The following is a 25782-nucleotide window of genomic DNA, read 5'->3' as shown; positions in this document are numbered from 1 at the left end:
TTCACTCCGTACCCATTATCGACAACTTTATTCATCATTAAACAGGGTTCTATAAGATTGAATATAAAAATTTTTCTAAAAATAAAAAGGTATTTTGACAATTTATATCGAAATATATTATTTGAACATATCATCAGGGAACGGACTCTAATGATATGTAGCACGAAAAACAGAAAATTTAACTGCAGTGGAGGGATACATAATGGCAGATCGTCGCAATTTATTTTTCTTTTATGGTGATGACAAAGCAACGCTCGTTGAAAAAATGAAACCAATCTATCGTATTTTAGAAGAGAATGGATTTACCATATTAGATCATCCAAAAAATGCAAACGCTATCGTCAGTGTTGGAGATGATGCAACCTTCTTACAAGCCGTTCGTAAAACTGGTTTTAGAGAAGATTGTTTATACGCAGGGATTTCTACGAAAGATGAAACTTCTTTCTACTGCGATTTCCATATTGATCACGTTGATACAGCCCTTCAAGAAATTACAAAAAATGAAATTGAAGTGCGTAAATATCCAACAATTCAGGTAGATGTAGATCACAGTACATCTTTCCATTGTTTAAATGAGTTCTCATTACGTTCTAGTATTATAAAAACATTCGTTGTAGATGTTCACGTTGATGATTTATATTTCGAAACATTTAGAGGTGACGGTTTAGTAGTTTCTACCCCAACAGGAAGTACTGCTTACAATAAATCATTGCATGGCGCAGTTGTTGACCCACTTATTCCATGTTTCCAAGTAAGCGAACTAGCATCTTTAAACAACAACACTTACCGTACGCTCGGTTCACCTTTCATTTTAAATCACGAACGTACATTAACTTTAAAACTAAGACCAGACGGTAACGATTATCCTGTTATCGGCATGGATAACGAAGCGCTTAGCATTAAACAAGTGGAAAAAGCTGTTGTACGCTTAAGCGATAAACAAATTAAAACGGTTAAATTAAAAAACAACTCTTTCTGGGAAAAAGTACAGAGAACGTTTTTATAGGATTAAAATAACCGCAGAATTATGGAATTCCATAATTCTGCGGTTATTTATTTACCCCGATTGGCGCGGACAATAATCTCTTACTATCCGGCCGTTATTCTTGTCAGTTTTTGTCGGTAAGTCGATATATTCCGATAATCGCTGATATATTTTTACGCATCTTTTCTATAGACAACTTGGCCATCTATTACGGTCATTTCTGCTTGTACTTCTTTTATTTCTTCTGCCTCAATTTCAAACATATTGCGGTCTAATATTGTAAAGTCTGCTTCATATCCTTTTGTAATTTGCCCTCGCTTCGCTTCTTTTCCAATTGCATAGGCACTTCCTGTTGTAAATAAAGAAACAGCCTCATATACCGTTAATCTTTCCTCAGGCATATAGCATACACCGTCAATAAAACTTCTACGTGTAACAGCGCTATATATGCCTAAAAACGGATTTACTTGTTCAATAGGAGCATCTGAACCACCGTTGCAGTGTAATCCTGCTTCCAGTAACGTCTTCCAAGCATACGCATAACGAAGACGACGCTCTCCTAATTTTTCAATGACTGACGGAAAATCTGATGAAAGAAAGACTGGCTGTATATCGATAATGGCTGGCAAGTTTTTCATTCTTTCTATCAACTCTTCACGAGCAAGCTGACAATGAATAATGCGGTCACGTAACCCTTTTGCTGGTGGATATAATTCGAGTGCATCAATGACATATTCAAGCGATAAATCACCGATAGTATGAATCGCAACTGGCATATGTAAATCTCGTGCTTTCTTCACTAATTCTGCAAGTTCTTCACGTGAGAAAATCGCAACCCCATTCGTTTCCTTAGCATCTTCATACGGTTCACTTAATAATGCTGTTCTTCCGCCAAAAGAACCGTCAGAAAAAATTTTCATTGCCCCAAATTCAATATAATGTTCATTTTCATATTCTTTTCGTTCATGTGCTACTTCATGGTGAACGAGCAAATGGGCTTTAAATGGCATTTCTTTTATCACATGAGAAAACGCATTATGCGTTTTTCTAAAACCACCATAATAATTTAAATCTTCCGTATGCCCGCCAACAAGTCCGTATTTCCAGCAATCTTTAATCGCTGTTTGCAGAGCTCTTTGTAAATAAGCTTCATCAATTTCTGGCTGAACATGTTTAATTAATTCTTGCCCTTGTTCATATAAAAGTCCTGTTAACTTATTTGATGAATCTCTGCCAATTTTCCCGCCTTTTGGATCTTCTGTCGCTTCTGTTATATCCGCTTCTTGCAGTATGTATGAATTCACCCATGTAACGTGACGACAAACTCTCTTTAATAAAATAGGATGGTCTTTCGAAATTTCATCTAAATCACGCGCGTGAACATCTTTCGTATCTGTAAAGTTATTTTCATTCCATCCTTCTCCAATAATCCAAGAGCCCTTTGGAGCTTCTTCCACTCGCTTCTGAACAAGAGTCAGTACTTCGCTATAAGATGTACAATTTGATAAATCTAGACGGAGTAATCTCTCTCCATGCCCAATAAGATGCATATGGCTATCAACGAGACCTGGGATCATTGTTTTTCCTTTTAGGTCATGTAACTTTACGTTTGAATATCTGCTTTCTAATTCTCCCTTATTACCAGCATCAACAATTATGCCGTTTTCAACGTAAACAGCGTCCACTTTTTCATTTTCTTCTCTCATTGTGTAAATGGTGCCACCATACCAAATTTCTCCCATATATCCCATCTCCTTTATTTTTTATTGTATAAAAAAAAAGCACCATTTCAAAACATGGTGCTTTTCTAAAAATTACTTTTGTTCAGTAGTAGACGTTGTAACTTGCCATTCAATATTAAATTTATCTTTTACTTGTCCGTATGCTGGGCTCCAGAATGTTTCTTGAAGTGGCATGATAACTTCTCCACCTTCTTGTAACTTATCGAATACTTCTTTTGCTTTTTCTGCATTACTAATTTGAATTGCGATTGTTACTTGAGATCCGATTGCATGTCCTTGACCTGGGAATGTATCAGAAATCATAAGATCCGTATTACCAACTTTTAAAGTAGCGTGTAAAACGCGCTCTTTCGCTTCAGCTGGAATCGGGTATTCTGGATTTTCAGGCATGTCACCAAAAGTTTGCATGACTTCTACTTTTGCATCTAAAGCCTCTTTATAAAACTGTACAGCTTCTTGCCCACTACCATCTAAAACTAAGTACGGATTAATACCTAAAATCATACGGACACCTCTTTTTTAAGTTTATAAAATCGAACTTGTGTTCGTTTTTATATTATCATTGTTTTGCATTTCATTCAACTATTTACTTCACTGTTTTCAAAATTATTTTGACGGAATCTCCATCTCTTGTTTTCTAAGTTCAATACGGCGAATTTTTCCAGAAATCGTTTTTGGTAGTTCATCTACAAATTCAATTTTGCGAGGGTATTTATATGGTGCAGTGAGTTCTTTGACGTGTTGTTGGAGTGTTGGAATTAATGTTTCTTCGTTCTTTTCTATATTCTCTCTTAATACGATAAATGCCTTCACGACACTTCCACGAATTTCATCAGGACTTGCGACAACTGCACATTCTCTTACGTAAGGATGTTTTACAAGTGCATCCTCTACTTCAAACGGCCCGATTGTATAACCAGAGCTAATAATGATATCATCACCGCGCCCTTCAAACCAGAAGTAGCCGTCTTCATCTTTCTTCGCTTTATCACCTGTAATATAATAATCACCGCGGAATTGCATCGCTGTACGTTCATCGTCTTTGTAATATTGTTTAAAGAGGGCCGGTGTTTCAATGTGAACTGCAATATCACCAACTTCGCCTACTTTAACTGGAGTACCTTCCTCATTTACGATATCGACGTGGTTACCTGGCGTTGGTTTCCCCATTGAACCTGGTCTAATATCCATCCCTTTCATTACACCAACAAGTAATGTATTTTCCGTTTGCCCATAGCCGTCTCTCACTGTAATATGAAAGTGCTTTCGGAACGTTCCAATGACTTCTCTATTTAACGGCTCACCTGCGGATACAGCGCTATGTAACGCCTCTAAATTGTACTGGCTTAAATCTTCTACCTTTGCCATTAATCTATACTCAGTCGGTGTACAACAAAGCACATTCACCTTATTATCGTCTAATAAGTTCAGGTACGTTTTCGGTTCAAACTTACCGTGATATACAAATCCTGTTGCCCCTGATCCTAGCGTTGCTAAAAACGGGCTCCAAATCCACTTTTGCCAGCCTGGACTAGCTGTTGCCCATACAATATCATTCTCTTCAATTCCGAGCCAATTTGGAGCGCTCGTACGTAAATGAGCGTATGCCCACGCATGTGTATGAACGACACCTTTTGGATTTCCTGTCGTTCCTGACGTGTAAGATAAAAAAACCATATCTTCTTTATCTGTCTTCGCCATTTCTAACATGTCACTCTCTGTTTCTAACGCTGTTTTTAAATTAATCCATCCATCTACTGACTGCTCGCTCAGGACAAATTTTCGAAGAGATTCCATCGCTTCTATATCATCAAACTGCCTAATATACGGCTCATAGCTTACTATCGCTTTTACTTCTCCATGTTCAATTCGATATTCTATATCTTTTTTACGTAACATTTCCGAGCTTGGAATTACGACAAATCCTGCTTTAATAGCAGCAATATACGTCATGTACGCTTCAATTAAACGCGGCATCATAATGAGAAGCTTGTCCCCTTTTTGCAAACCACTTTTTATAAAAGCGTTTCCAATTTTATTCGCACCTTGCATTAATTCAGCGTATGTAACTTCCCTTCGATTCCCTTTATCATCTTGCCAAATTAAAGCTAATTTCCCTTTATCACCCGTATATTTCTCTATTTCAGAAACTAAATTATAAGACGGTGGCGCCAACAATTCTTCTCGCTTCATAAAATATCCTCCCTTTTCTTTATGCCTCCTTTATATAATAAAGAATTTTCTGTTAATTTTGAACCCTCTTCTTTTGACAAATTTTTCAGTTCTGTCGAATTACTAAATGAAATTACATCAACTTACCGACAAATGGCAACACAAAAAAGAAAGAGCGGGAGAACCCGCTCTTTCTAAGCCATCATATGGGATTATTTTTGGTAACCGCCTAATTGTTGCTCAGCTAGTGAAACTAGACGTTTAGTGATTTCACCACCAACAGAACCGTTAGCGCGAGCTGTTGCATCAGCTCCAAGTTGAACACCAAACTCTTGAGCGATTTCGTATTTCATTTGGTCTAATGCTGATTCAGCACCAGGAACCGCTAATTTATTTGTGCTACGTGACATGTTATATCACCTCCTTGTGAGTATAGAGTGTGATAAATAACATGACTTCATACACGTTTTAGATATGGTAATTTATGGTTTAGAAAAGTTCTTCAAATTTTTCTTCTTCCGCCACTACTTCTATCGTTTGTAATACCATTGTTTCTTTGTTCGCTACAGCTTCATCGATTAATGGTGTGAAATCGTATTTCGCTTCAAAACGATTTGCTTTTTCACGTTTCGGCTTCGTCGCTGGGCTTGCTGGTGTAAATACAGTACAGCAATCTTCATATGGACGAATTGAAATATCATACGTGCCGATTTCTTCAGCGATTTTAATAATCTCTAATTTATCCATCGTAATAAGCGGACGAATAACTGGGTAGTTTGTTACTTCGTTAATCGTATGCATACTATCTAACGTTTGGCTTGCTACTTGCCCAAGACTTTCACCAGTCGTAATTGCAAGTGCGTTACGCTCCTCAGCAATACGCTCTGTAATACGCATCATCATACGGCGCATAACCGTCATTGAATAGCTAGATGGGATTTCTTTATTAATCGTTTTTTGCACTTCTGTAAACGGAACAAGGTGAAGCGTTACTCGTTTACAATACTTCGTTAACTCTTGCGCTAAATCGATTACTTTTTGTTTTGCACGCTCACTTGTGAAAGGTGGACTATGGAAGTGAACTGCTTCCACAGATACGCCGCGTTTCATCGTTAAGTACGCTGCTACTGGGCTATCAATACCACCAGAAAGAAGTACCATTACTTTTCCGCCAACGCCAACTGGTAAACCGCCAGCTCCCATACGCTCATCACACATAATGTAGCTATAACCACTGCGAATTTCTACACGTACATTTACATCTGGATTATGAACATCTACAGTAATATCTTCTGTATTTTCTAGAATGTGTCCACCAATCTCAGGTAATAATTCCATCGTTCTCATTGGGAAATGCTTATAAGAACGGTGTACAGTAATTTTAAATGTTTTCACATCGCCTTTTACTTGTAAGAAAGCTGCTAATGCACCTTCTTTAATGTCTTCTAATTCTGATGGTACTTTCATCGCTAAGTTAAATTTATGAATGCCAAATACATCTTTCAATCTTTCAGATACCGCTTCATGATCTTCGCCATTTAACTGGATGTACATACGGTCATGTGTTGCATCGATTTTAATATTTGGGAATTTTTTCAGTTTGAACTTCACGTTATCTTTTAATGTGCTTACAAATTTAGAACGGTTCTTACCTTTTGTCGTCATTTCTCCATAACGCACTAAAATATATTCATATTTCAACATAATTTCTTTACCTCATCACTTCATATAATTTTGGCATCGTCTCTTTTACAATACCTTCAAATTGTTTTACTTCTTCCATTGTGTTTTCTGGTGCCAAACTAATACGAATAGCGCTTGCAGCTGCTGCATGCGGCACTCCCATTGACACTAACACTCTGCTCACTTCATTTGCTTTTGAAGAACAAGCAGATTTCGTTGACACATATACACCGTGTTCTTCTAAAGCATGAACGACTACTTCTGGTTTTAAACCAACAAATGATACATTTAAAATGTGCGGTGCTGCATATGCAAGCGACGTGTTAATCGTTACATCTTCCATCTCTTTAAAGAAACGAACAAGCTCTGCTTGTAAACTTTGCAAATGAGCTACCTTTTCTTTCACTTGTTCCATTGTCATGCGAAGTGCTTTCACCATCGCTACAATGCCAGGTAAATTCTCTGTACCAGAGCGATACTTAAGCTCTTGTTGACCACCTGATAAAATCGGATCTAATCTTACGCCATCGCGTACATAAAGAAGACCTGTTCCTTTTACACTGTGGAATTTATGTCCAGATATTGAGCAAAGATCAATATGAGAAGCATATAAATCAAGCGGTACTTTTCCTATCCCTTGTACATGATCTACATGGAATCTTATTTTCGGATGATTCGATAATAACGTTCCAATTTCAGCAACGGGTTGAATTGCTCCGGTTTCGTTGTTCACATGAATAATTGACACAAGAATCGTATCTTCACGAAGCGCTCGTTTCACATCTTCTACCGATACAACACCATGCTCGTTAACCGGTAAATATGTTACATCAAACCCGAGTTCTTCTAATTGCTTATATGCTTCAAACACAGACGCGTGTTCAATATTTGTTGTAATGATATGTTTGCCACGCGAACGATTCCTCATCGCTATCCCTTTAATCGCAAGGTTATTTCCTTCCGTTCCACCTGATGTAAAAATAATTTCAGAAGGTTTAACACGAAGAAGCTGCGCTGCAATCGTTCTTGATTGTGTTAATAGACGCTCTGCCTCTCCTCCAAGCGAATGAATAGAAGAAGGATTACCAAAATATTTCCCAGCAACCGTCACGTACGATTGAAGAGCTTCTGGATATGGCTTCGTCGTCGCACTATTATCAAAATAGATCATCGTTCTTCCCCTTTCAGCGCTATCACATCGTATAATCATATCATAAATACGTGTCATTACGCTAAGACTACGCAAAGGTTCCGTTTTATCTCGATTGGTGAAGGCTAATAATTGGCGAGGATGCCCTCCCATTACAGTTTCACTTTATCCCGCATTAACGGGCAATAAGACTCTCACCTCAAAATCCAGTTAGAGCAAAGAAGTTAGATGGGAGATTAACTGCCCGTAAATGTCCGATTGGTGAAGGCTAGTAATCAGTGGGGATGAATCCTCCCACCGATTACAGTTTCACTTTATTTTGAAACGAATAACCTTGCTGTATTCCGCTATTCATTATAGCAACATCGCCTGCAAAATTACATAAAAAAACAAACCCTTTTATGAAAGGGTTTGTTCATTGTCTACATATTCAGCTATTTTTTGAACAACGCCAGGTTCAAGTTGCTCTAATACTGAAGCCGCTTGTTCTAAAGCTGCATCGTATTGGTATTCACGGAATAATTTCTCAGCATAATTTAAACTTTCTGCTAGGTTTTCATCATGACTACGGTAACGGTTACCGTACTGAATTAATTTTTCCACTAAATACGCTTGTCCAATTAACTCTTCTGTCATTTCAGCCACACCGTTCACAGTTGTATATGCTTCTTCTAAACTGCTATTTACAGCGTTCATATTTAACGGCTTCACTTCTAATTGTTCATATACAGCTTGCATTGCCATTTGCCCTCTTTTTAAATCTTCCATAATACTCTCTGGAAGACCTGGCAAATTCGACTTTTGCATAAAGCGTTTCGTTTCGAAAATAGTATTTCGCATTTCTTGTAACTTCTCACGTGCTTCAAATTCTTCTTTACGCATCGTTTGCAGCATTTCTTTATATTCTGCATGAAGTACTTTTAACGTTTCACATTGCTCATAAACCTCTTCTAGTTCCTCGCGAATAATAGAGAAGGCAATATCTTGTTCTGCAACGCGTAATTGTAGCATTTCAAAACGTTTCGTTAAAATGTGCATTTGCTTTTCAATTACTTTTTGAGACTCAATGTCTTTATCTTGTAACTGATAGCTTTGTTTCACAAGTTGTGTTTCTGTTTTCGTTTCAATCGTTTCGATGCGCATTTCTTCTAAATCATCATAAACAGAAAGTGTTTTTTGCTCCACATAATGTCTCGCATGTACTTCTTGTTCCAGTTGATCGTAGAAGCCATCTAAACGTATTTTTAAGTTTTCTACTTTTTCAGCCGCTTCTGTTATATGAAGCTCCTGTATATCCATTAAACATGTTTGTAGTTGTTTCGTCATATCACGAACTTCTTTAGGGACTTCCAAATAATCTAATACATAACCTTGTCTTACCATATCATTGTGTCCGTGTAATAAATCTTCCAGCTGAACTGGTAACGTCGCTTGACACTCTACCAATAAATCTGGAATTTGGTGAATAATGATTTCTAAATCTGCTAAACCTTCTTCCAAACTAATAACAATTTCTCTCGCTTTTAAATAGTCGCCATTGTTTGTCGCTTCTTCAAAGGTTTTAAATTTCTCAGATTCAGCGTCTAGCATCTCTTCGATTTTCTGCTCTGCTGCTCCATACATATGTCTATGAGCAAGAACACTCTTTTTCATACTACGATATGTATCACGTAACCCTTCAATTTCCGAGCTATTTTTCTCATGGCTTTCTAACAATTGCTGTAATTCATTTAAAATGTCCGTAATACGATTATCAGCGTCATCTAAACCACTTATGGATTCGTTCATCGCATGCTTTGCTTTTCGGAAGGAGAATTGCGAGGCGAATTTTCGCGCTTGCGCTAAATCTTTGTCAGCTTTCGGAAGGGTTGTTGATACAATTTCATCCCATTCTTCACGCCATTTACCAAACAGTTCTTCTGTTTGACCCGTCATGTTTAAATCTTTTACCCGTTTTAGTTCATCTGCCACAGGTTTATCTTTTATCTCTTGTTTCCACTGCTCCAGTGCTTCAATATCTTTATATGAACGATTTCTTATCACAAGCTCTATCATGAGCAGCACTAGAATAGAGCTTACTACAATGATAACGATCGTCAGGATAGAATCCATGCAAAAAAGCCTCCTAGTTATATCTCTTTTTTTGTCCGTTCCGTTTATGAAATGGAAGGCATTATGTATAAAAAGGGAATTCCCCTATATTTAACAACTAACAATGTACTAATCATACCATGTAATGGTTTGTTTTTGACCTAGTTTTTTTAAAAATTTCATGTTCCTTTCAATGTGATTGTAATCTTTCTCAATATTCCGCCTACCTCACTACCTATCCTCAAATGATTGTAATAACAAACAATCTTTCGTATGGGATACGAAATAAATTTTCCGCATGAGTGGTGGTTCAACAGAAATTACATGTACATTTCCTTGCCTTACAGACTGCTCTACTGCCCTTTCTGGAAGTAACGTGATACCAAGGCCAGCTTTTACCATTGCAAGCATCGGTTCTGCGTAAGATGTTTCCACAGCTATAGTTGGTTTTACACCTATTTCATGAAACATGTTCATAATCATTTTCCTTACATCACATATTTCTGGATATACAATTAATTTTTCATTGTGCAGCTCTTCTATTTGAATGACTATCTTCTCTTTGTACGGATGATTATTTGAAACGGCACAAACAATTTTCTCTTGTTGCACTTCTTTTATATACGTAGCACCTTCTACTACTGAATCGATGAACATCGCGTCAATCTCCCGCGCTTTAAATAACTCTCTTAATACTTCCGTATGTCCGATTTGCCATTCCACTTCGAACTCATCACCTAATATATCTTTACATTCTGATATGTAATACTCCGCTAAACTCGGTAGTATACCAATTGAAAACTTCCGGTTCTCTTGATACCCCCTCATTTCTGTTTTCACTTCATTTATTTGCTCCAAAATTGGTAACATTCTTTTTATAAATAACTCTCCTGCCTCCGTTAACTCTACTCCTTGCGCAGAACGTTTAAGTAAAGTAACCTCTAAATCCGCTTCTAACTTTTGAATTTGTTTACTAAGCGCTGGTTGCGATATATGTAAAATCTTACTTGCCTTTGATAAACTTCGCGTATGCTTCACTTCAATAAACGATCGTACTGCCTCCAAATCCATCGTACACACCTCTAACAAAAAGTTATAACCGTTATAAGAAATCGATATTTCCTCCTATAAACAATTACTCTTTATACTTATTTCATCAACTTACTATAACGAAATGTAAAGGGGAAAGATACTCTTGAACAAAAAACAAATGCTACTCGGATCCTTTCTATGCTTACTCGCCGTCACTGCCTGGGGATTTATGTTTCCTGTAATGGCAAATGCTCTGCAATTTATCGATCCATTCTTCTTCACAACGATTCGCTATGGATCAGCAGCTATTATTTTTCTTATTTTGCTATTAATTACTGAAGGAAAGACTTCACTCCGCTTAGAAAAAAGAACACTTTCTCTATTCTTTTACGGGACAGTCGGTTTCGCGGGGTATGGTTTTCTCGTTTTCTACGGACAACAACTTGCCGGACCTTCCGGAGCAATCCATGCAGCTATGATTCAATCCCTTATGCCACTGATTGCCTTATCACTGCAATGGATAACGAAAAATCGCCGCCCACAAAACTATACATTCCTTTGTATGTTCGTTGCATTACTTGGTGTTATGCTTGTCATTTCAAAAGGAAATATTGAATTACTATTTGGAGCTGCAAGCCACTTATCAACAAATATATTGATGCTATGCGGCGTTACTTGCTGGGTCATTTATACAAACGGGGGTGCTCGTTTTCAATCTTGGTCACCACTTAGGTACACGACATTAACTTGTTTATTTGGCTCCATTTCACTCATCGTTATTGTTACTTTCTTAACGTACACAAATATAGTTACTATGCCGTCACTGCGTACAGTTGTGAGCGTTCGTTTTGAACTCTTTTATATGTCGATTATCGCAGGCGTTATCGCTGTATTTTGCTGGAATATGGGAAATCGCTATATTTCATCTATTAACGGCATATTATTTATGAATTTAGTTCCTATCCTTGCACTGATTGGTTCTATCTTTCGAGGTTATACAGTCGATAAAATTGAAATCGCTGGAGCTGCATTAACAATTATCGCGCTATTATGTAACAATTTATGGCAAAGAAAAGTAAACATAAAAATCCCCACCTCAGTTCGTTAGGTGGGGATTCTTCACATATGAACAGCTCTTGGCCATTCATGGTACATATTCGCTTTACATAATGCTTGTTCCATCCATTGCTCAATCTCTTTCGTGTACATCTCTATAAAAAATGTCTCAGACGGGAAAGAATGCAGTACTTCTGATATATATTGTGGATATAAAAACGGCATATTTATCATACCTTTTAATTGCGTCATAAACATTGTAAATGATACTTTCTGAAATTCTTGTTTCATTTGTCCTTGTCTAATCATTTGTTCTATATAATATCTTTCTTTAGAAAAATAAACGGTCATCACTTCACGAATTAATGTCGTATCAAGCGAAAGCTCTCGGTAGAAGAAACGTGTTAGTTCTCTATTTTCAAATTGATATCGTAAAATCCCTCGCACCATTTGCACCATTACATCTTTAGCCGACAAATACTCTCTCTGTTCAAACGACATTTCAATCACATGAATATATCCTTCTAAAAAATCAGTAATAAGCTGTTCTAATAAACCTTGCTTCCCAGCAAAATAATATGAAATATTCGCTACATTCACATCCGCTCGCTTTGCAATGTCTCGCACTGACGTTCCATCATAACCTTTCGTATTAAACAACGATATTGCCGCATCAATTACTTTTTGTTTCGTCTGCTTCATGCGCTCACTTCCCTTCACTGAACAGCTATAGTTTAAATTTCTTGACTTTTAAGACAAATTCCTTTAATTTTCTATCGACAAAGTCATGTGAAATACATCGTATTTTGCTAATATTTTACACATCTCGATAAAAAAGGAGCTGTTTCCATGTTTACTAAAGAAAGTTATGCAGGATCTCGCGTGCAGCAATATGAGACAGTAATTAAACAACTGGATGCGTTATTAACTGGCGAATCAAACGTAGTCGCAAACTTATCAAATGCGTCCGCATTATTAAACCAATTTTTAGATCGCGTTAATTGGGTTGGCTTTTACGTAACAGAAGGAACTCAGCTTGTTCTTGGACCGTTCCAAGGAATGCCTGCTTGCGTGCGCATTCCATTTGGACGAGGCGTTTGCGGCGTAGCAGCTGAAACGAAAACAACACAGCTTGTAGCAGACGTTCACCAATTCCCAGGTCACATCGCTTGCGATAGTGCTTCTAATTCAGAAATCGTTGTACCGATTATGAAAGAAGGAGCTGTCATTGGTGTACTTGACATTGATAGTCCTGAAAAGAATCGTTTCGATGAAGTAGATCAGCGCTATTTAGAAAAGTTTGTGGAAACACTCCTAAAACATATGTAAAAAGAAAAGAGCGAGTTATCGATTTAGTACGTCCTGTACAAAACCGATAGCTCACTCTTTTTTATTGATTAACAGTAGATATTTTCTTTAATGCCTGCTCTAAATCAGAAACGATATCCTCCCACGATTCTAAACCGACTGATAAGCGTATTAAATTATCGAAAATGCCCATTTCTTTTCTTAGTTCAGCTGGAATCGCAGCGTGCGTCATCGTTGCTGGATGCTGAATTAACGTTTCTGTATCTCCTAAACTCACCGCAATTGTAATAAAGTGAAGATCATTAATAAACGCTTGCGTCTCTTCTTTTCCGCCTTTTACTGAAAAAGAAATAACACCGCCCCCGCGTTTCATTTGACGAGATGCTAACTCCCCTTCTGGATACCAAACACCTTCTACCGCATCATGTTTTCTTAGGAACGATACAATTTTTTCTGCATTATCACAATGACGATCCATTCTTACTGCTAACGTCTTTAACCCGCGTAATAATAACCACGCATCAAACGGTGCCATAATACCGCCGATATCCTTTCGCATCGGGCGAATCTTTTCAGCTAATGCTTTCGTTTTACAAATTGTTACGCCCGCTACAACGTCACCGTGACCACCAATATATTTTGTCGCACTATGCACAACAGCGTCACAGCCAAGCTCAAGCGGTCTTTGTAAATAAGGTGAACAAAATGTATTATCAACAATAACAAGTAAGCCATTTCGCTTTGCAACCCGAATCACTTGTTTTAAATCAATTAATTTCATTGTCGGATTAATCGGTGTTTCAACGAAAATAAGCTTTGTATTTGGGCGAATTTTATTTTCAATATCAACCTCTGTCTCCATATCACAAAACGAATGCGTAATCATAAATTTTTCTTCTAACACTTCTAAAAAACCGTACGTGCATCCATATAATCCATTTGAACAAATAATATGATCTCCAGCTTTTAGAAAACCGATTAACGTTGCTGAAATAGCTGCCATACCAGATCCGAAGGCAAGTGCTTCTTCTCCTCCTTCTAACAACGCCATACGTTCTTCAAATAATTTCACAGTTGGATTTCCAAGCCGTGAGTAAATATAAGATGGATCCACTCCCGCAAAACTCGCCTCTCCTTGCTGCGCAGTCTCAAATGTAAATGTAGAAGTTTGAAATAAAGGTGGTGTTAAACTTCCTTTATGTTCCTCAGGTGTATAACCGTGGTGAATTAACGCTGTCTCCATATGCTTCTTTTTCATAAAAACATCCCCCTTATGTTTTTATTGCCGCATATTCATCCATAAAAATTTGATGAACGTTTTCCTTTATTTTATGTAAGCGTTTTATTTGTGTTTCTATCTCTTCTTCTATATTGTTTTAAATTCCTTCTTATATTAATTTCCAAAATTTTTATGCATAAAACAAAAACGTACTTGCTTGACGAAACTCTGGGTAAAAGATATAATAGCGTTTGTGTAAAATAAAAAGGCAGCCTTGTAATGTGAGTTTATCGTTTGTATTTTGTTCCTCTACGGAGGTGTATCTCGTAACTCCCTGCTGCTGGAGCGAAGGTACATGAAAACAAAATGCCCGTAAATATCGATTACGTCTGTTTTTATTTTACGTAAATAAAAACATTTTTAAAGGAGGAGTCAACTATGGCTCGTTATACAGGTCCAGCTTGGAAACTGTCTCGTCGTCTTGGAATCTCTCTAAGCGGCACAGGAAAAGAATTAGAAAAACGCCCTTACGCACCAGGTCCTCACGGTCCTAACCAACGTAAGAAACTTTCAGAATACGGTTTACAATTACAAGAGAAACAAAAACTTCGTCACATGTACGGCATGACTGAGCGTCAATTCCGTCGCACATTTGACCAAGCAGGTAAAATGCCTGGTAAGCACGGCGAAAACTTCATGATCCTTCTTGAAGCTCGTCTTGACAACTTAGTTTACCGTATGGGCTTAGCTCGCACTCGTCGTGCAGCTCGCCAATTAGTAAACCACGGTCACATCATGGTTGATGGCGCTCGCGTAGATATCCCATCTTACCGTGTAAAACCTGGTCAAACTATCAGCGTTCGCGAAAAATCTAACAGCCTTGTTGTTGTTAAAGAAGCGATCGAAGTTAACAACTTCGTACCAGAATACTTAACTTTCGATGCTGACAAATTAGAAGCTACTTACACTCGTCACGCTGAGCGTTCTGAGTTACCAGCTGAAATCAACGAAGCATTAATCGTAGAGTTCTACTCTCGTTAATCTCGGTACTCTGCAAAGAGTCGTATTAAAAGCCTTAGGAACCTTGTTTATCAAGGGGCCTGGGCTTTTTTTATTAAATATAGCCTGTATATGTATAAAAACGGAACAATGTAACAAAATAAAACTTAGCCCTCTCTCTAAAATTTCATCCATTTTTATCCACATTAATAAAAACCTACCCCATAATTCATTTTTCTTTGCTGTACTCTCCTTTTGTTAACATTATTTTTACAACGTATTTATTTGTACATAATCTATACCTTCCCTTTTTCTATTCACATTCAACTTAAAAACCTCTTCATCACCCGAGCATCTGAATAAGATAAAAAAAACTTAATGAACAAGTATCTCTTTAACTGTCAAATTATTAGAACATTCAATTTACAACCCCTTCCTTAAATTGGTATTATTTTCTTGTAAGGGGAGGGAAAGTTACTAGAAGGAAGACATATTTCAGAGATTCCAACATCTAATAAAAAATTCAAAAAAATAGATGAATATATCAAGCTAGCAAAAGAAAAATATGATATTGATATTAGATTTAGGGAGGAATAATTGATGGCGTATGATTTAGAACCCGAAATTAAAGAGGTACTTGAGAAAATTGATTTTATTCAGAGATATAAAGCATTATCAAAACAATTTCCAGATAGAGAAAACACATTTGAAAACTATGAAAACGAAAAAGTAATTGCAGTATTTGAGTCTCTTGGCTATAAAGCTCGTTTCATGAAAAAAGAAAATTTTTTTATTGTTGGTGAGGTCAAGAATAAAAACATCTATACTTTTAGATTTAATATTAGTTTAAAACATGGCCTTGTTGAGTTTATTTGGTCTGCACGACATAATGGTGCAATAAGAGCTGGAGATCCATGGGCTATGTTTGTAGCAATATTATCAAATGATACAAAAAAAATACTTCGTCCATGCTTCCACAGTTACGATGAACTCAAAGAAATCATGAAAATTGCCTTTGAAATGTACGAAGATTTCAAGCGAGAATTAATTCCTATCTATTCATAATGTAAAAAGCTACCGAAGACACCAAAACAGTTACTTCGAGTAGCTTTTATTTATATATATTAAAGTTATTTATTTTCCTCTTTTTGAACATATACATAAGCATCTTTCTGCTCTTTATGTATATCAACTTTCGAATTCTCTGCAAGTTGACCCGCGTTTAGCAAAGAAAAAATAATCAACGCTTCTAGTGACATTTCGTTTTACCACTCCTTTCTAATTGTTATACGTTTATCATACCGCTTACATGTGATTTCCGTATGAACTCGAAAAGGAGATTAAAACAAAAAAGCTTTGAGGAAATTCCTCAAAGCTTTTTATTTATTAGTAACGAATTAAGAAATATTTCTTCTTACCGCGGCGAATGATTGTGAATTTACCTTCGATGCGGTCGTTTTCTGTTACAACGTAGTCTAATGCTTGTGTACGCTCACCGTTTACGTAGATTGCGCCATTCGTTACATCTTCACGTGCTTGACGTTTTGATGGAGAGATTTTGCTTTCTACAAGTAAGTCGATTAATACTGTATCTTCTGCAGTACGTTCTACAGATGGTACGTCTTTGAATCCTTGCTCGATTTCGCTTGCAGTCAGTTCTGCTACAGAACCGCTGAATAATGCAGCTGAAATTTTAATCGCTTGCTCTAATGCTTCTTCACCGTGAACAAGTTTTGTCATTTCAGAACCTAATGCTTTTTGTGCTGCACGTTTTTCTGGCGCTTCAGCTACTTGCTTTTCAAGCTCAAGAATTTCTTCATGAGATAAGAATGTGAAGTATTTTAAGTATTTAACAACGTCGCGGTCATCTGTGTTAATCCAGAATTGGTAGAACTCGTAAGGAGTTGTTTTCTCTGGGTCTAACCAAATTGCGCCGCCTTCGGTTTTACCAAACTTCGTACCGTCAGATTTAGTAACTAGTGGAATTGTTAAACCGAATGCTTTCGCATCTTCTTCTGATTTACGGATTAATTCAAGACCAGCTGTAATGTTACCCCATTGGTCACTACCACCGATTTGTAGACGGCAATTATGTTGCTGATATAAGTTTAAGAAGTCGTATGATTGTAAAATCATGTAACTAAACTCAGTGAATGAAATACCAGTTTCTAAACGAGATGCTACTGTATCTTTTGCTAACATATAGTTTAAACCGAAGTTTTTACCGATATCGCGTAAGAATGAAATTACATCTAAGCTACCAAGCCAGTCGTAGTTGTTAGCCATCGTTGCTGGGTTGTCCACGTTTTCAAACTCTAAGAAGTTTGAAAGTTGGTTTTTAATGCTTTCTGTGTAGTAAGCAACTGTATCTTTCGTATTTAATGTACGTTCTGCTTTTTTACCACTCGGGTCACCGATCATACCAGTACCACCGCCAACAAGTGCGATTGGTTGGTGACCAGCTAATTGGAAACGACGTAACATTAATACTGGTAACATATGACCAATGTGTAAGCTATCCGCTGTCGGGTCGAAACCACAGTATAATTTAACGCTTTCTTTTTCTAATAATTGCTCAAGGCCCTCAGCATCTGTTTGCTGATTAATTAGACCGCGAAATTCAAGATCTTGTAAAATACCCATATCCTACATACTCTCCTTTAAGTTCATTACTGGCGTGAAGGTTGAAAACATAAAAAAATCGCCCCTTCAAATAAGGGACGATTTTGATTATCGCGTTACCACCCTAGTTGCAGGCAAAAAAGCCTACCACCTTATTTACATAACGGCTTAGCACCGTCTTTTCCCTTTTGAATAAAATTCAATCGAAAAAAGATGCTCTAGGGGCGTAATTCGCGATCATCTATGTGCTGATTTTCACCGGCCATCAGCTCTCTAAAACAGGGAAATGATCACTACTTCTCCCTTTCCACGCTCAATTATTCATATACTTTTCTTTATACCATCATTTATATAGGCATGTCAAATAGAGGTGGAATTTCACTTCTCTCCAATCCTTTACAACGTCGCAAAGAGTAATTTATTAGACATATAAAAGCCTCCCTCATCTATTCTTTCATAAATGTATACAGACGAGGAAGACACTTCGTTCAAATATTATTTTAGTTTTTTTATAATCTTTGCAGGATTCCCGCCAACTACTACATTATTAGGCACATCTTTCGTTACGACAGCACCAGATGCGATCACCGCATTGTCTCCAATTGTTACACCTGGATTAATAATTGCTCTTCCGCCAATCCATACGTTATCGCCAATTGTAACTGGTTTTCCGTATTCTGATCCGCTTATACGCTCAATTGGATCAAGTGGGTGCGTTGCTGTATAAATGTGAACACCTGGAGCTAACATACAGTTCACTCCGATTGTTACCGGGCATACGTCTAAAATCGTACAGTCAAAGTTCGCGTAAAAATTTTCACCGACATGAATGTTATAGCCGTAATCACATCTAAAAGAAGATTCAAGATGAATATTATCTCCTGTCGTTCCGAATAATTCTTTTACGATTTCGCTACGCTCTTTCAATTGCTCTTCTGGCGTATCATTTAATTTTCTCGTTAATATACGTGCTTGCTCTCTTTCTTGTACTAAAACTGGATCAGCCGGTATGTACATTTCTCCTAGTATCATCTTTTCCTTTTCTGTTTTCATCATACTATCCCCTTTAACTTATATATATAAGTTCATGATATCATAAAAAAGAAAGGCCTGAACATTTTTCGTTCAGACCTTTCTCTCTTAATCTTCCATCGTTGATAAGTCACCTGTTGGTAAGTTTAACTCCCACGCTTTTAATACGCGGCGCATAATTTTACCACTTCTCGTTTTCGGTAATTTATCTCTAAATTCAATTTGTCGTGGCGCTGCATGAGCTGCTAGGCCTTTCTTTACAAATTGACGAATTTCTTCTTTTAATTCATCAGATGGTTCGTATCCTGCTCGAAGTGCGATAAATGCTTTAATAATTTCGCCGCGCACCGGATCAGGAATACCAATTACACCAGCTTCTGCAACAGCAGCATGCTCGATTAATTTACTTTCTACTTCAAACGGACCAACGCGCTCACCTGACGTCATAATTACATCGTCAATACGTCCTTGGAACCAGAAGTATCCATCTTCATCCATATAGGCAGAGTCGCCTGATACGTACCAATCTCCCGGCATGAAATAAGATTCATATTTTTGCTGGTTATTCCAGATCCCGCGCATCATAGATGGCCAACCTTTCGCAATTGCTAAGTTACCCATTGTGTAAGGAGGCACTTCATTTCCTTCATTATCAACAATCGCTGCTTTCACACCTGGAATTGGTTTACCCATTGAACCTGGACGGATTTCCATACAAGGGTAGTTACAAATAACTTGTCCACCTGTTTCTGTCATCCACCACGTATCATGAATACGAAGTCCAAATGCGTTCATACCCCAGCGAATTACTTCTGGATTTAACGGCTCACCAACGCTTAATACGTGACGAACTTGTGATAAGTCATATTTTTTAATTGCGTCTTGTCCAGCTCCCATTAACATACGGAATGCTGTTGGTGCGCTGTACCAAACCGTCACACCGTAATCTTGCAGTGCTTCATACCAAGCTTCTGGACTAAAGCGTCCACCTAAAATAACGTTTGACGCTCCAACTAACCACGGTGCGAAAATACCGTAAGCTGTTCCAGTTACCCAGCCCGGGTCAGCAGTACACCAATATACATCGTCTTCTTTTAAATCTAATACCCACTTCGCCGTTTGATAGTGCTGAACCATTGCGTTTTGCGCATGAAGCACACCTTTTGGCTTACCAGTAGAACCAGACGTGTAATGTAGAATCAAGCCGTCTTCACGGCCTAACCATTCAATATGTAATTCTTTTGAAGCTTGTTCAAATAAAGGATTGAACGCTACCGTTTTACCGCCTTCTTCTACATTATCTCCAACAAGGAAAACTGTTTTTAAAGCCGGTAAATCATTTAATGGTACGCGCTCTAACAATTCAGGCGTTGTAATTAACACCTTTGCTTCGCTATCTTCTAAGCGATCGCGAACTGCGCCTTCCATAAATGCTTCAAATAGCGGTCCAACAATTGCTCCTAATTTCACTGCACCTAAAAGTGCGAAATATAACTCTGGAGAACGTGGCATAAAAATAAAAACGCGATCGCCTTTTTCTACATCGCCATAATTCTTAAGGACGTTTCCTGCTTTATTAGAAAAATCCTTCATTTCCTTAAATGTATATTTCTCTTTTCGCGATCCATCTTGATAATAAAGAGCTACTTTATTCTTTCGATCGGATTTCGCATGCTTATCAATTGCCTCATACGCCATATTTACTCGGCCTGTTTCATTCCAAGTAAAGTTTTTATTAACCTCTTCCCAGTTAAAATTCGCGTATGCCTCATCATAATTCGGCAAATTATTTTCTCCTTTAATGACAGGAAGCGTTTCTACTTTCATACTTTACATCCCCCTCCTATGTATTCTATTATCTATTATAATGACATTATTTAAAATTTTCAGTATATTTGTTGATTTTTAGACAAATTTTTAATGACAAATTTCGATTCACATCGCATATATTATAAAGTACGATATTAATAGATTCACAAACCCTCAAGGTGGTGAGCAATACATTGATTCATAAAAAAATATATAATGCTAGAAACTTAAAAACAGCGAAAGGCACTTTAATTATTGAAGGTCCTGTCTCTACACATAACTTAGAAATGTATGAGTTTCATCCAGACTTAATTGCGTTTCGTCCTGCCGAGCAACAATATAAAGCAATTGTCGAAATTTCTAAATTACCAGAAGCTCGTCTCATTATTGCTAGACATGACCAAACAATTGTTGGATATGTTACATACTTGTATCCTGATCCACTTGAACGATGGTCAGAAGGAAAAATGGAAAACTTAATTGAGCTTGGGGCAATTGAAGTAGTCCCAGCCTTCCGCGGGAGTTCTGTCGGAAAGAACTTACTAGAGGTTTCTATGATGGACGATTATATGGAAGATTACATTATATTGACGACTGAATATTATTGGCACTGGGATTTGAAACAAACAGGATTGAATGTGTGGGAATACCGAAAAGTAATGGAGAAGATGATGAATGCTGGCGGGTTACAATGGATGGCTACAGACGATCCTGAAATTTGTTCACATCCTGCCAACTGTTTAATGGTCCGCATCGGTAAACGCGTTGATACGGATTCTATTCAAGCTTTTGATCGTCTACGTTTTCACAATCGTTTTATGTATTAATAAAGGGGGCAACTGGAATGATTGTAGAAGAAATTATGAATCAAAATGTAGTTACATTACATCCAAACGATACAATCGAAACAGCAATCCGAACGATACGCACGAAAGGCATTCGGCACATTCCAATTGTCGATCAAAATAATCATGTCGTAGGCATTATTTCTGATCGGGATGTAAGAGATGCAAGTCCGTCTATTCTAGATGAACAAGTTTCAATCGATATGCTACAGCAACCGCTCGAACTTATTATGAAACATCCTGTTATGACTTGCCATCCTCTCGATTTCGTTGAGGAAATTGCTACTTTATTTTTTGAAAATAAAATTGGCTGTCTTCCTGTTACAAAGGCCGGGAAGTTAGTTGGAATCATTTCTGAATCTACAGTACTGCACACATTAGTAAAATTAACAGGAGCACATCAACCAAGTTCGCAAATTGAAATTCAAGTAAAAAACGAACCTGGTATTCTTGGAAAAGTCGTTGCTATTTTTAGTGATTTACAAATAAATATCGTGAGCGTTCTCGTCTACCCAGCAAAAGACGAGAATGATAAAGTACTCGTTTTCCGCATTCAAACGATGAATCCTCTAAAAGTGATTGATGCACTTGAAGCAGAAGGTTACCGCGTATTATGGCCAAACATCATGGGGATGCAGGCATGAGTAGCGCGTTTATTTATTCGGATGACTTTCGGGGCTATTCATTTAGCCCTGATCATCCTTTTAACCAACTGCGCGTCACACTTACGTATGATTTATTACAAAAGGGCGGTTTCATCTCTCCCTCTCAAATCATCTCACCACGGATGGCTACAGATGAAGAGATCGCCTACGTTCATACAGAGGAGTACATAAATGCGGTAAAACGTGCTGGAGAAGGAAAGTTAGAAAAATCAATTGCAATGACATATGGACTCGGAACAGAAGATACACCGATGTTCCCAAATATGCACGAAGCAAGCGCATTGCTCGTTGGCGGTACGTTAACAGCTGTCGATGCTGTTCTTTCCGGAAAAGTAAAACACGCACTTAATTTGGGCGGCGGCTTACATCACGGCTTTCGCGGCAAAGCATCTGGCTTTTGTATTTATAACGACAGTTCTATCGCAATGAAATATATTCAAAAGAAATACGGTTTACGCGTCTTATATATTGATACAGATGCTCATCACGGTGATGGCGTACAGTGGTCGTTTTATGATGACCCTAACGTATGCACCATTTCACTGCATGAAACTGGTCGCTATTTATTCCCTGGAACTGGCGCTGTAAACGAACGTGGCCAAGGTAATGGTTATAGTTATTCTTTTAATGTTCCACTCGATGCTTTTACAGAAGATGAATCATTCTTAGAATCATATCGAACTGTTGTAAAAGAAGTTGCAGCGTACTTTAAACCGGATATTATTTTAACGCAAAATGGTGCTGACGCACATTATTATGACCCACTTACACATCTTTGTGCGACAATGAATATTTACCGCGAAATACCGAAGCTCGCTCGTGAAATTGCTAATGAATATTGCGAAGGTCGCTGGATCGCTGTCGGTGGCGGTGGCTATGATCACTGGCGCGTCGTTCCAAGAGCTTGGGCGCTCATTTGGCTCGAAATGAACAACATCCAAAACATCTCAGGTTATCTCCCTCCAGAATGGATTGAAGCTTGGAAAGGACAAGCAGAAACAGAACTTCCCCTCACATGGGAAGATCCAGACAACATGTATAAACCTATCCCCCGTAAACCAGAAATTGAAGAAAAAAACGCATTAACTGTAGCGAAATCCCTTGAAATTATTCGGAATAATATGACAAAATCTTTATACTAAACGAAAAGGAGGCTCGTTTTTGAATAGCCTCCTTTTATTTAAAGCTTGCTATTATTGTCGTTTTCTGTCGGTAAGTCGATATATTTTAATAATCGCTGATATATTCCGAGTTACGCCGATATATTTTGATAATCGCTGATATATTCCGATTTGCGCCGATATATTCTAATAATCGCTGATATATTTTCATTTCATAACAGCCTGGCCCAACTTTTATGAGAAAAGGTCGTGATATTATGTGGACACAACAAATAATCAACACGAAACGCGGTACATTTGAACTCTTTACAAAAGGAAATGGCGAATCGCTTTGTATTACACATCACTATTCACAATTTAATGAAACTGGGGATTACTTTGCGGATGTTTTTACTGCTACGCATCGTGTATTTCTCATTAATTTACGAGATACTGGTCGCTCTGTAACCGCCCAGTCAGAAAACGAATTAAGCATGATTGAAACAATCCACGACTTAGAAGCCATACGAGAAGTATTACAACTTCCAACATGGCATTTCGCCGGTCATTCAACAGGTGGTATGCTTGGACTTTTATATGCGATTACATATCCAAATTCCTTACAATCATTAGTCGTAGCAGGAGCTGCAGCAAGTAACTATACCGAAACACCATTTTGCATTTATCACCCAGCACATCCACAGTTTCATTATATGCAAAAACTCATCGAAAACTTAAAAAGCCCTCACCTTACAAGTGAAGAACGAAAAGAACTATCTACTGAGAGAACAAAATTATCATTGTATAAACCAGAAAACTACAACTCTTATTTTTGTAAACCAATCAACAAAACAATGTCCGTTAGCCGGATGAACGCTTTCGCCAATGAATATCCTTCATTTGATTTAAGAGAGTATTTACCTTTCATCCAAACAAAGACACTTATTATATGCGGAAGATATGATGTGCAGTGTCCAGTTCAATATTCTATCGAGATACATGATGGGATACGTAATTCTATCTTCATTCCATTCGAAAACAGCAACCATTATCCTTTTTTAGAAGAAGCGACCCTGTTTACTTCTACTACTCAAATATTTTATAAATCGTTACGCCAGTACCGTTATTATTAAGGAAAGCTCACAGTCTCTATAAGACTATGAGCTAAATTTTCAGAAGAAATATTTCGTACTATATAAAAATAAAAGATAAAAGGAAAAGAGCACCAAACCTACATCAAACAACACTGACTTTTTATCTCCTTCTTTTAAACCTATCGTAATATTAAAAATGCTTCTAACTATCCAACCTAATACTAAAAATAACCAGCCGAAATGATCATTTGTATAATCTTTATCATAAAACATTTGTATTGCACCAATAATTAATAAAATAATTATAATATTAGTTCCAATCCTTAAGACCTTGTTTGATTTATTATCTTGTAATGTATCTCCCAAAATGTAGCACACCCTCTCATGCTCTACTATGTTTTATCTCTCTTTATATCTTAACACGAATTACCTATTATTTCCTTTTAACAAATAACATAAAAAACCTGCCAATTACTCGGCAGGTATATTACACATTAAAACGATAACCAGCTCCCCATACCGTTTCAATATATTGCGGGTGAGCAGGATCTCTTTCAATTTTTTCACGTAGCTTTCTAATGTGGACGACAACAGTGGCTAAATCCCCAGCGGAATCTAATCCCCAAATGCGTTCAAATAACTGTTCTTTATTTAATACTTGGTTTGGATGTGTGACAAAGAATGTTAATAAATCAAATTCCTTCGTTGTAAACGCCACTTCTTCATTGTTTATAAAAACTTTTCTCGCTCGTTGATCGATAGAAATTCCGTGAATATATAACGTATCACGTTGCTTACTTACATTTCCTAATAATCTTTCATAACGGGCAATATGTGCTTTTACTCTTGCGACTAATTCACTCGGGCTAAACGGTTTCGTTATATAATCATCCGCTCCTAATCCGAGTCCACGAATTTTATCTATATCTTCTTTTTTTGCTGAAACAAGTAGAATCGGAATATCTTTTACAGCACGTATTTGTTTACAAATTTCGAATCCGTTCATTTTCGGAAGCATAATATCTAAAATAATTAAATCATAGTCTTCTTGCAGAGCTGTTTGTAAACCTATTTCTCCTGAATGCTCTACATCAACTTGGAAATCATTAATTTCTAAATAATCTCGCTGTAATTCTGCAATACTTACTTCATCTTCTATTAATAAAATTCTTTTCAAT

At 37.3% G+C, this 25782-nt stretch carries 25 protein-coding genes and 1 other annotated feature; of the genes, 9 read left to right on the top strand and 16 right to left on the bottom strand.

Features of this window, described 5'->3' with window-relative positions; translation table 11 throughout:
- Window positions 1-202: 202 nt before the first annotated feature.
- Complete coding sequence (locus AU379_RS01260; protein WP_000785186.1) at window positions 203-1006, top strand: NAD kinase; 804 nt, start codon at window positions 203-205, stop codon at window positions 1004-1006.
- A gap of 152 nt (window positions 1007-1158) precedes the next feature.
- On the opposite strand, the gene AU379_RS01255 is transcribed toward AU379_RS01260, so the two are convergent.
- The 8 genes from AU379_RS01255 to AU379_RS01220 form a co-directional block, all read right to left on the bottom strand.
- A complete protein-coding gene (locus AU379_RS01255; protein WP_061138920.1) occupies window positions 1159-2727 on the bottom strand; it encodes an amidohydrolase in 1569 nt (522 codons plus the stop codon).
- A gap of 72 nt (window positions 2728-2799) precedes the next feature.
- A complete protein-coding gene (locus AU379_RS01250; RefSeq protein ID WP_000600350.1) occupies window positions 2800-3231 on the bottom strand; it encodes a VOC family protein in 432 nt (143 codons plus the stop codon).
- A 102-nt stretch (window positions 3232-3333) separates the two neighbouring features.
- Window positions 3334-4920 (bottom strand): acyl--CoA ligase, encoded by a 1587-nt coding sequence (locus AU379_RS01245; RefSeq protein WP_061138919.1) that lies wholly within the window; start codon window positions 4918-4920, stop codon window positions 3334-3336.
- A 191-nt stretch (window positions 4921-5111) separates the two neighbouring features.
- Entirely contained in the window at window positions 5112-5309 is a 198-nt protein-coding gene (locus AU379_RS01240) for an alpha/beta-type small acid-soluble spore protein (protein WP_000091640.1), read from the bottom strand.
- Window positions 5310-5388: 79 nt separating this feature from the next.
- On the bottom strand, window positions 5389-6603 hold the full coding sequence (gene thiI, locus AU379_RS01235; protein ID WP_000922336.1) for a tRNA uracil 4-sulfurtransferase ThiI: 1215 nt from the start codon (window positions 6601-6603) through the stop codon (window positions 5389-5391).
- Window positions 6604-6610: 7 nt separating this feature from the next.
- Entirely contained in the window at window positions 6611-7753 is a 1143-nt protein-coding gene (locus AU379_RS01230) for a cysteine desulfurase family protein (RefSeq protein ID WP_000638992.1), read from the bottom strand.
- Between the two features lie 378 nt (window positions 7754-8131).
- The gene (ezrA, locus tag AU379_RS01225) at window positions 8132-9844 is read right to left on the bottom strand and encodes a septation ring formation regulator EzrA (protein WP_030028553.1); all 1713 of its coding nucleotides are present in this window, start codon (window positions 9842-9844) and stop codon (window positions 8132-8134) included.
- Window positions 9845-10054: 210 nt separating this feature from the next.
- The gene (locus AU379_RS01220; RefSeq protein WP_000362536.1) at window positions 10055-10894 is read right to left on the bottom strand and encodes a LysR family transcriptional regulator; all 840 of its coding nucleotides are present in this window, start codon (window positions 10892-10894) and stop codon (window positions 10055-10057) included.
- Window positions 10895-11018: 124 nt separating this feature from the next.
- Between AU379_RS01220 and AU379_RS01215 the strand changes: the two genes are divergently transcribed.
- The gene (locus AU379_RS01215) at window positions 11019-11963 is read left to right on the top strand and encodes a DMT family transporter (RefSeq protein ID WP_061138918.1); all 945 of its coding nucleotides are present in this window, start codon (window positions 11019-11021) and stop codon (window positions 11961-11963) included.
- 11 nt (window positions 11964-11974) lie between these two features.
- On the opposite strand, the gene refZ is transcribed toward AU379_RS01215, so the two are convergent.
- A complete protein-coding gene (gene refZ, locus AU379_RS01210; RefSeq protein WP_000814921.1) occupies window positions 11975-12613 on the bottom strand; it encodes a forespore capture DNA-binding protein RefZ in 639 nt (212 codons plus the stop codon).
- A 147-nt stretch (window positions 12614-12760) separates the two neighbouring features.
- Here refZ and AU379_RS01205 point away from each other — a divergent pair, with 147 nt between their 5' ends.
- On the top strand, window positions 12761-13240 hold the full coding sequence (locus tag AU379_RS01205) for a GAF domain-containing protein (protein ID WP_061138917.1): 480 nt from the start codon (window positions 12761-12763) through the stop codon (window positions 13238-13240).
- Window positions 13241-13301: 61 nt separating this feature from the next.
- Here the strand turns inward: AU379_RS01205 and megL are convergent, their stop codons facing one another.
- Window positions 13302-14477: a methionine gamma-lyase gene (gene megL, locus AU379_RS01200; RefSeq protein WP_000726564.1), complete on the bottom strand. Its 1176-nt coding sequence runs from the start codon at window positions 14475-14477 to the stop codon at window positions 13302-13304.
- A 399-nt stretch (window positions 14478-14876) separates the two neighbouring features.
- Here megL and rpsD point away from each other — a divergent pair, with 399 nt between their 5' ends.
- Both rpsD and AU379_RS01190 read left to right on the top strand, forming a co-directional pair.
- A complete protein-coding gene (rpsD, locus tag AU379_RS01195) occupies window positions 14877-15479 on the top strand; it encodes a 30S ribosomal protein S4 (protein WP_000135317.1) in 603 nt (200 codons plus the stop codon).
- Window positions 15480-16037: 558 nt separating this feature from the next.
- The gene (locus AU379_RS01190; RefSeq protein WP_000312820.1) at window positions 16038-16502 is read left to right on the top strand and encodes a hypothetical protein; all 465 of its coding nucleotides are present in this window, start codon (window positions 16038-16040) and stop codon (window positions 16500-16502) included.
- Between the two features lie 65 nt (window positions 16503-16567).
- On the opposite strand, the gene AU379_RS01185 is transcribed toward AU379_RS01190, so the two are convergent.
- The 4 genes from AU379_RS01185 to acsA form a co-directional block, all read right to left on the bottom strand.
- Window positions 16568-16696 carry a hypothetical protein gene (locus tag AU379_RS01185; protein WP_000050940.1) on the bottom strand — a complete coding sequence of 43 codons (129 nt, stop codon included), beginning with the start codon at window positions 16694-16696 and terminating at the stop codon, window positions 16568-16570.
- 127 nt (window positions 16697-16823) lie between these two features.
- The gene (gene tyrS, locus AU379_RS01180) at window positions 16824-18080 is read right to left on the bottom strand and encodes a tyrosine--tRNA ligase (protein ID WP_000512092.1); all 1257 of its coding nucleotides are present in this window, start codon (window positions 18078-18080) and stop codon (window positions 16824-16826) included.
- 70 nt (window positions 18081-18150) lie between these two features.
- Window positions 18151-18378, bottom strand: a binding site (T-box leader).
- A 176-nt stretch (window positions 18379-18554) separates the two neighbouring features.
- Window positions 18555-19115 carry a maltose acetyltransferase domain-containing protein gene (locus tag AU379_RS01175; protein WP_016099034.1) on the bottom strand — a complete coding sequence of 187 codons (561 nt, stop codon included), beginning with the start codon at window positions 19113-19115 and terminating at the stop codon, window positions 18555-18557.
- Window positions 19116-19199: 84 nt separating this feature from the next.
- Window positions 19200-20918 (bottom strand): acetate--CoA ligase, encoded by a 1719-nt coding sequence (gene acsA / locus AU379_RS01170; RefSeq protein ID WP_000862049.1) that lies wholly within the window; start codon window positions 20916-20918, stop codon window positions 19200-19202.
- Window positions 20919-21094: 176 nt separating this feature from the next.
- Between acsA and acuA the strand changes: the two genes are divergently transcribed.
- The 4 genes from acuA (at window position 21095) to AU379_RS01150 (ending at window position 24643) form a co-directional block, all read left to right on the top strand.
- A complete protein-coding gene (gene acuA / locus AU379_RS01165; protein ID WP_000581388.1) occupies window positions 21095-21727 on the top strand; it encodes an acetoin utilization protein acetyltransferase AcuA in 633 nt (210 codons plus the stop codon).
- 17 nt (window positions 21728-21744) lie between these two features.
- Window positions 21745-22389, top strand: coding sequence for an acetoin utilization AcuB family protein (locus AU379_RS01160; protein ID WP_000634578.1), 645 nt, complete (start codon window positions 21745-21747; stop codon window positions 22387-22389).
- The gene (gene acuC / locus AU379_RS01155; protein ID WP_000092824.1) at window positions 22386-23552 is read left to right on the top strand and encodes an acetoin utilization protein AcuC; all 1167 of its coding nucleotides are present in this window, start codon (window positions 22386-22388) and stop codon (window positions 23550-23552) included. Before AU379_RS01160 ends, acuC begins: the two co-directional genes overlap by 4 nt.
- A 215-nt stretch (window positions 23553-23767) precedes the next feature.
- Entirely contained in the window at window positions 23768-24643 is an 876-nt protein-coding gene (locus AU379_RS01150) for an alpha/beta hydrolase (RefSeq protein ID WP_002005817.1), read from the top strand.
- A 39-nt stretch (window positions 24644-24682) separates the two neighbouring features.
- On the opposite strand, the gene AU379_RS01145 is transcribed toward AU379_RS01150, so the two are convergent.
- Entirely contained in the window at window positions 24683-24970 is a 288-nt protein-coding gene (locus AU379_RS01145; protein ID WP_000502934.1) for a hypothetical protein, read from the bottom strand.
- A 121-nt stretch (window positions 24971-25091) separates the two neighbouring features.
- Window positions 25092-25781, bottom strand: a complete 690-nt coding sequence (locus AU379_RS01140; protein WP_001986686.1) for a response regulator transcription factor — start codon at window positions 25779-25781, stop codon at window positions 25092-25094.
- Window position 25782: the final 1 nt, after the last annotated feature.

The organism is Bacillus sp. JH7 (genome assembly GCF_001563515.1).
In the GTDB taxonomy this organism is placed as follows: domain Bacteria; phylum Bacillota; class Bacilli; order Bacillales; family Bacillaceae_G; genus Bacillus_A; species Bacillus_A cereus.
This window is presented reverse-complemented; position numbering and strand designations above follow the sequence as displayed.